Origin of the sequence: Kitasatospora sp. NPDC091335, assembly GCF_044757205.1 — a bacterium.
Classification (GTDB): Bacteria; Actinomycetota; Actinomycetes; order Streptomycetales; family Streptomycetaceae; genus Kitasatospora.
Genome location: NZ_JBIVUM010000034.1, coordinates 26,774 through 33,017 on the forward strand (window position 1 = coordinate 26,774; position 6,244 = coordinate 33,017).

Sequence of the window (6,244 nt, forward strand, 5' to 3'; positions counted from 1 at the left end):
AGCCGTGCGGCCCGCGATGGTTGCCAGGAGCGAGGGGCGTTGTGGGGAACTCCGAACGTGGGATCGATGTCACCGTGCCCAGCTCGGCGCGGATCTATGACGCCCTGCTGGGCGGCACCCGCCACTTCGACGCCGACCGTGTCGCCACCGAGCACCTGCGAGTCCGCATGCCAGACGCCGACGCCCTCGCGCTGACCAACCGCTCGTTTCTCCAGCGCGCGACACGAACACTCGCTGTGGAACACGGCATCCGCCAGTTCATCGACCTCGGCTCGGGGCTGCCGATAGTGGACAACGTCCACCAGATCGTCCAGCGGATCGACCCACGCTCACGGGTCGTCTATGTCGACAATGATCCGATCGTGATCACCTACGGCCGCGAATCGCTGGACGAGAACGACCGGACCGCCGTGCTGAACGCGGACCTCGCGGACATCGAAGGGATCTTCGAGCACGCAGCGGTCAAGGACTTGATCGACCCGGACCAGCCGACTGGCGTGCTGCTCGTGGCGGCCCTGGAGTGCCTGCCGGACGCCGCCCGCCCCAGGGCGGTGGTGCAACGCCTCACCCGGCACCTGGCGCCGGGAAGCTTCGTGGCCGTCAGTCACCTGGTCTGCGAAGACCCGAAGGCGCGAGACGACGTCACGAAGATCATGAACGACCAGACCGGCGGCCGCTGGGGCCGGGTGCGCGAGCGCTGGGAGGTCGATGCCTTCGTCGCGGGCCTGGCCGTCGAGGAGCCGGGCCTGGTGGACGTCGTCGACTGGCGCCCGCAGTCGGCTCTCCAGCAGGCCCTGCGCTGCGACATGTGGCAGCAATACGGAGGACTGGCCCGCATCGCGTGATCCGCAGACCGGCTCGCTATCGGCCTTCGAACCGATTGAGAGCCTGCGCGATGATGTCCATACTCCGGCGCCGGTGGGCCGCGCCCTGGCCGATCTCCAGCAGCAACTGCACGTACTTCTCCATGTCCGCGCTGGCATTGCGGCCCTTGCGAGTGCCCTTCGTGCGCTCACTCGGCTCGCCGGCGTCCGCAGGGTGGTAGCTGGCCGAGTCGTAGCCCTCGATGTACACGAGCTCCGACGGGCCGCCGGCACGGAACTTCAGGTGGGTGAGACCGCTGACAGGCGTCGCGACGGTCTTCTCGATGGGCACGATGCGCAGCTTCACCTGAGGCATGTCCGCCATGCGCAGCAGGTGGCGCATCTGGGCCGCCATCACTGCGGGGGGACCGACCGGCAACTGGAGGGCCAGCTCGTTGATCAGCAGGACCGTCAGGTCCGGGGGCGAAGCAAAGAGCCTGCGCTGGCGTTCCGTCCTCGCCTCCACTCCCCGTTCCACGAGGTCCTTGTCCACGGTCAGGTGGTGGCGGGCGATGACGCCGCGGGCGTAGCCCGCCGTCTGCAGGAGCCCTGGCACGACCATGGCCTGGTAGGACCGCACTTCCAGAGCGACCGTCTCCAGCCCCAGGTAGTTGCGGAAGTAGCGCGGGATCACGCCGGCGTACTCGGGGGCGTCGAACCAGTCGGGCTGCTGCGCCCGGCCGGCCAGCTCCACCAGCTCCTGCCGTTCCTTCCCGTCGAGGCCGTAGACCTCGGCGAGAGCGGTGACAACCTCGACAGGGGCGGGGGCCTTCGCACTCTCGATACGCGACAGGGTCGAGTAGGACAGGGATATCCCGGGCAGGATGGTCACGGCGCGCGCCGCCGCGCGGTCGAGCGAGAGGCCGCGCCGCTCGCGCACCCTGCGCAGACGCTCCCCGAGGAACCACCCTGTCCGCCGCCGGGTTCCCGCGTACCAGGGCCCCGGTGTGGCGGTTCAGCGGGAGAATCTCGGCGAGGGCGCCCTCGGCTGCTGCGGGCCGGCTCGGGTTGTCGCCTCCGACCTCGTCGGCGCCGTCGACGGGCTTATCGGCAGGCGCCTCGGAGCTTTCTGGAATAAATGGCACGCGGACTCCGTACGGGACTCGTCTGGCCTCAACGCCAATGGCCCTACATACTCGCATACACCGAGTCCACGTGCCGCCACAGAATAAACTTCGATCAGATCAGGGATCTAATCCGACTTTTCCGCCCTTGCTCTCCCCTTCAGGCGATCAAGTGGTCGAACTCGTCGCGCTTGACACCGTCGAAGAACGCCTTGAGCTCGCGGCGGGTGACGATGAGTGCCGCCCCTTCCGGATCCCGGGAGTTGCGGATGGCCGCCTCCCCTGTGGACAGGCCTGCCAACTCGATGCATTCGCCGTTCCCGTAGCTCGCCCGGACCTTGGCCCAGGCAACGCCCTTGATCAGTCCGGCCGGCATCCCGTTGGTGAAGTCCTGCATGTGACCTCCCTTTCCGACGTACACGATGGGCGACCCTGCCGTGGGTGCGTACGCGGCCTGGCCACGGCGCACTCCGGGCCGCTCGGGCGCTGCAATTGCAGCACCCCGGGCGCCATGAATGCTAGCCATTTATTTTCGAACACCGCACCGCCCAAACGAGGGACTTATTTAAAGTAAATCCTTTTAGTGACCGGATTAGTGTCGGTCCGACGCCCACCGCCACCCGGATTCGCAGCGGATTCTCGGCCGAGCCTGCGGCCCTTTTCGAACGCATCCGTTCGCAGGCCCCAGGCAGGCCGCACAGCGGCCAGGAGAAGGAGCCCCGTCTCCTCGGTCACGGCGTGTGCACTTGCGGCCTACGCCGCCCCACCCGATCCGGCCGGGCCACGACGCAACCCGGATGCTCGACGCTGACCGCGATCGGACGGCCGCGACCAGCAACTCCCGTCGTCGGTCCACCAGGGCGTCCACGACGGCACTGATGACAACGCGGACGGCAACGGTAGGCAGCAGGCGCAGCGCGGTCCCGGTGGCGGCGTGGAGGACGACGTCGCGCAGCGTGCGCGGGGCAGGGCGGTCGTTGTTCACGGAGTGCTCCTCGGGTACGGCCCGGCGGGGCGCCGGGCGACCAGACAGCGGTGCAGTGACTCCGGGCGGGGTCCGGCGAGGCGGCCGGCAGGACGGCACGACCGCCCTGGTGGCCGGGGGTTCGACTGGGACTCGGACCGGGCGAGGGGCGGCGCCGGTGGCGCAGGACACGACGCAGGAGTTCGCGCGGGAGCCGGAGACCTTGAAAACGGCCTCGGAATACTCGCTGAACAACATCATCCGGATCGGCCGACGAGTCAGATCGGTTACGTTCACGAAGACCTCGCCGAACGACTGGTTCAACGGCGAGTCCGTACCGTCCGACCCGGCAGTCTTCCCCGTCTTGGTCGAGATGCCGGAGGCTGCGGCGCAGCAACGCGGCGAAGGCCGGCAGCAACGGAACGCGCCGGAATGCGAGCGACTGCGACACCAGGCAGTCGGCGAGCAGCGCCGCCACAGGGAACACGGACGGCACGGACGGGGGACGGCCCGGAGACGACGATGGGCGGGACGGCCGGGCCTGAACGGGCAAACTCACCAGCGGCCCGAGGCGAAACTCACCGGCGCAGGTCACAGCCACCAGGCCGGGCGCAACACGCGCTGCCCGTAGGCCCGGATCAGCGGGTGCCGGTTGGGACAGCCTGCCCGGCCGGCCTCACACCCCGTGCCACTGTCCGGTCAGCCGCCGAGGTCGGTGTCGCCCCGGGGGCTACTCCTTCCGGCTCTGGATCCGGAAGAACGCCGCGGTAAGGGCTGCCACTCCGCCGCCGAGTATTCCTGCGGCGGGGACGGCCGCGTCGTGATCGACGAAGTACTTGGCGATCCACAGGTACCCGGCCAGGCCGGCGGCACCGGTCAGAATCCCGACCGCCCGCAGCACAAGGTAGGCGGCGTCCATCCTCCGCTGATGGGATTGGTCCAGGGACCGTTGCCGGTACACCTCGTTCTGCCACCCGAAGTCCTGCTCGACCAGGCGCAGGATCCGCCCGCGACCAAGTCCTCCCACGCTGCCGCTTCCTCGGCCGCGAGCCGATCGTGGGCGGAACGAGACGGTATCGAAGGGGGAAGGGGGAAGCAGGAATCGGCTGCCGCGTGTTCCCCGGGGGAGAACGCGCGGCAGCCGATTCGCCCGTGCGAGCGCCGCTCCGGTTCGAGCGGCGCCGCAACTCGATGGCCTTGTGGGCCGGGCCGCGGCCGTCGTACGGACCTCTCTGCGGTACAGGCGGGTACGCCTGGCTGTTTTCCACTGTGACCCCGGGGGTTCAAGACCTGCTGGAGTACGGCTTGAACTCCCGTGCGGGAGGCTGTGGTTGGCGCTATCAGTGGCCGAGGGGGCCCAGGGTGGTCCCGTGTCCCGTGCTCCCGGCGTAGGCGATTCCGGCGACGAACACCACCGGGATCACCCAGGGCAGCGCGCCCACGAAAGCCGACTGGCTGCCGGTGGCGAGGTCGAAGTTGCGCACAATGAGCCACACACTGGCGGCGAGGCCCACAACGGCGAGCAGCGGCGCGACCAGGCCCCGCCACGTCCCGTACGCGACGCCCTTGCGGCGCAGGCCGAGCACCGAGAGCGCGGCGAAGGCCTGCAGGACGACGATGCCGAGGGTTCCGAGGCCGAGCGTGACGGACGCGAAGTCCGCGTAGGGGTCGAGGCCCGCCGCGGCAGCGACGGCGATGGTGGCGGCGTTCAGGACGGACTGGACGACGCCGGCCCGGTGCGGGGAGTTATGCCGGGCGTGCAGCGCCCCGAGGCCGCGCGGCAGGAGCCGGTCCGCGGCGATGGCCTGCGCGTAGCGGTTGGTGGCGCTGTGCAGGGCGAGCAGGGCGGCAAATATGCTGATGCAGAGCATGACTTGGAGCACGGTGCCGCCCGCCGAGCCCAGGTAGTCGTCGGCGAGGCCGAAGAACAGGTCGCCCATCTGCCTGGTCGCCACGTCGCGTACGTTGCCGCTGCCGACCGCGCCCACCGCGAGCCAGCTGGTGAAGGCGTAGAAGCCGGTGATGAGGACGACGGCGCCGAGCATGGCGCGCGGGACACTGCGGCGCGGGTCGCGTGCCTCGTTGCCGTACAGTGCCGCCGACTCGAAGCCGATGAACGACACGAAGGCGAACATCAGGGACACCCCCAGGCCGGGGCCGGTCACCTCGGCGCCCGAGAACGAGGCGGCGGGCAGGGCGTGCACGCCGTGCCGGCCGAGCACCGCGATGTCCAGGAGGAGCAGCACGCCGATCTCGCCGGTCATGAGCAGGGCAAGCAGCCGGGCGCTGACGCCGATGTCGCGGTAGCCGAGGATCGCGGTGAGGGCGACTCCCACGGCGGCGCACAGGGCCCAGGAGACATCGAGTCCGTGGCCGGCGAGTACGAGGTGGGTAAAGTAGCCGAGGGCGCCAACGATGCCGATGGTGGCGCAGTTGTAGGCGATGAGGGCGACGTAGCCCACGCCGACGGCGGTGACGCGGCCGAGTCCGTCGGCGACGCTCGCGTAGAAGCCGCCATTGCCGCCGGTGCGGTGGGCGCTGACGGTGTAGCCGATGGAGAAGCAGAGCAGGATGAGTCCAGCGGCGGCGAACGCGGCGGGCACTCCGGCCCCGTTGCCGAAAGCGAAGGCCAGTGGCACGGTGCCGGCCATCGCGGACAGGGGGGCCGCGGCGGCGACGATGACGAAGAGGATGTGGCGGGTCTTCAGGCCCGCCCGCTCGGCGGGTGGGGGGTCGTTGCGGGCGGCGGCGACGGATGGTGGATTGGTACTGGTCACGGCTGGCTCCAGGGGTACGGGGACGGGTGGGAGGGCGTGGGGCATCGGGCCAGCCGGGGGCGGGGTTGCCTGGGTGGGGAGGTGCAGGAGCCCCGGGACGTCGGGCCGTGGCGGGCGGTCTCCGTTCAGGCGGCTTCCGCGGGCACCGGCGTGTGGAAGCCGCGCCGTTACCACAACAGCGGCGATGTGCCCACGTCGCGGTTGCGGATCTCCAGGGGGGTGCCGAGGATCAGGTCGTGGTCGCCCGCGCGGATCACGTCGACGGTGCGGCAGCGCAGCAGGGCCTTGGCGTCGGGCAGGTAGGGCAGCGCCACGCCACCCTCCCACTCCCCGAAGCCGCCCGCCGCGAAGCGGTCGACGCCGTGGGTGGCAAAGCGCTGGGCGACGGGCCGGTGCCGCTCGCCGAGCACGTTGACGGCGAACTCCTCGGCGCCCAACATGGCCGCGTGGCAGCTCGATCCGAGGGCGATAGCGACGAGGATTAGGAGCTGTCCGGCCGATCATGTGCGGAGCCAGATGACGAGGGCGGCTGCGGTGACGGTGCCGAGGTAGACGTAGCCGCGTTTGTCGTAACGG

At 70.0% G+C, this 6,244-nt stretch carries 7 protein-coding genes; 2 read left to right on the forward strand and 5 right to left on the reverse strand.

Translation table 11 applies throughout. The features are described 5' to 3' along the window. The first annotated feature begins 41 nt into the window (after positions 1 to 41). On the forward strand, positions 42 to 845 hold the full coding sequence (locus ACIQOW_RS38970; protein ID WP_401092629.1) for an SAM-dependent methyltransferase: 804 nt from the start codon (positions 42 to 44) through the stop codon (positions 843 to 845). Between the two features lie 16 nt (positions 846 to 861). Here the strand turns inward: ACIQOW_RS38970 and ACIQOW_RS38975 are convergent, their stop codons facing one another. Together ACIQOW_RS38975 and ACIQOW_RS38980 are read right to left on the reverse strand one after the other, a co-directional pair. After that, the gene (locus ACIQOW_RS38975) at positions 862 to 1,752 is read right to left on the reverse strand and encodes a helix-turn-helix domain-containing protein (protein WP_401092639.1); all 891 of its coding nucleotides are present in this window, start codon (positions 1,750 to 1,752) and stop codon (positions 862 to 864) included. 335 nt (positions 1,753 to 2,087) lie between these two features. Then, positions 2,088 to 2,324, reverse strand: a complete 237-nt coding sequence (locus ACIQOW_RS38980) for a DUF397 domain-containing protein (RefSeq protein ID WP_401092631.1) — start codon at positions 2,322 to 2,324, stop codon at positions 2,088 to 2,090. Positions 2,325 to 3,069: 745 nt separating this feature from the next. Between ACIQOW_RS38980 and ACIQOW_RS38985 the strand changes: the two genes are divergently transcribed. Further along, complete coding sequence (locus ACIQOW_RS38985; RefSeq protein WP_401092633.1) at positions 3,070 to 3,522, forward strand: hypothetical protein; 453 nt, start codon at positions 3,070 to 3,072, stop codon at positions 3,520 to 3,522. A 99-nt stretch (positions 3,523 to 3,621) separates the two neighbouring features. Here ACIQOW_RS38985 and ACIQOW_RS38990 read toward each other — a convergent pair whose 3' ends face one another. From ACIQOW_RS38990 to ACIQOW_RS39000, 3 genes are all read right to left on the reverse strand, one after another. Further along, positions 3,622 to 3,918 (reverse strand): hypothetical protein, encoded by a 297-nt coding sequence (locus tag ACIQOW_RS38990; protein ID WP_401092635.1) that lies wholly within the window; start codon positions 3,916 to 3,918, stop codon positions 3,622 to 3,624. A gap of 313 nt (positions 3,919 to 4,231) precedes the next feature. Next, the gene (locus tag ACIQOW_RS38995; protein ID WP_401092637.1) at positions 4,232 to 5,668 is read right to left on the reverse strand and encodes an APC family permease; all 1,437 of its coding nucleotides are present in this window, start codon (positions 5,666 to 5,668) and stop codon (positions 4,232 to 4,234) included. Positions 5,669 to 5,835: 167 nt separating this feature from the next. Continuing rightward, positions 5,836 to 6,150, reverse strand: a complete 315-nt coding sequence (locus ACIQOW_RS39000; protein ID WP_401092641.1) for a flavin reductase family protein — start codon at positions 6,148 to 6,150, stop codon at positions 5,836 to 5,838. Positions 6,151 to 6,244 lie beyond the last annotated feature (94 nt).

What these genes read in the sequence shown, in the direction of transcription:
- ACIQOW_RS38980 (WP_401092631.1), bottom strand. Translation starts at nt 2,324, where the DNA reads ATGCAGGACTTCACCAACGGGATGCCGGCCGGACTGATCAAGGGCGTT.